This window comes from Pararobbsia alpina (assembly GCF_902859895.1).
Classification (GTDB): Bacteria; Pseudomonadota; Gammaproteobacteria; order Burkholderiales; family Burkholderiaceae; genus Pararobbsia; species Pararobbsia alpina.
Genome location: NZ_CADIKM010000208.1, coordinates 1 through 653, shown reverse-complemented (window position 1 = coordinate 653; position 653 = coordinate 1). Strand labels below are relative to the sequence as shown.

At 58.7% G+C, this 653-nt stretch carries 1 protein-coding gene; it reads left to right on the top strand.

Annotated elements, in window-relative coordinates; translation table 11 throughout:
• Positions 1-117: 117 nt before the first annotated feature.
• On the top strand, positions 118-653 hold a 536-nt coding region (locus HV670_RS30305), incomplete at its 3' end, for a manganese catalase family protein (protein WP_175108585.1).

The following is a 653-nucleotide window of genomic DNA, read 5'->3' as shown; positions in this document are numbered from 1 at the left end:
GAATGGGTGCGAGTTGCCTCCAGGCTCCTCGCCGCTCGGTTGAGCTTCGCATTCTGCGGTCGACGAATGATGGCCTGCAGAGCGAACGATCGTCACTCCCCTCAAAAAGGACCCACCATGTTTATTCACAACAAACGTCTCCAACACACCGTTCGTGTGGCCGCTCCCAACCCTGGTCTCGCAAATCTACTGCTCGAACAATTCGGAGGCCCCCAGGGCGAACTTGCCGCAGCATGCCGATATTTTACGCAGGCGGTCAGCGAGGAAGACCCCGGGCGCAAGGATATGCTGTTTGATATTGCGACCGAAGAATTGAGCCATCTGGAAATCATCGGCTCGATCGTGGCCATGCTGAACAAGGGTGCGAAGGGGCAACTCGCCGAGGCAGTGGACTCGGAGGCAGAGCTTTATCGCTCGCTGACGGGCGGCGGCAACGACTCCCATATCACTGCACTTCTTTACGGTGGGGGCCCGGCGCTGACGAACTCCGCGGGCGTTCCCTGGACGTCGGCCTATGTCGACACCATTGGTGAACCCACCGCGGACCTGCGTTCCAATATCGCCGCCGAAGCACGAGCGAAGATCGTCTACGAGCGGTTGATGAACGTGACCGACGATGCTGAAATCCGCGAAACACTCGGCTTTTTGATGAC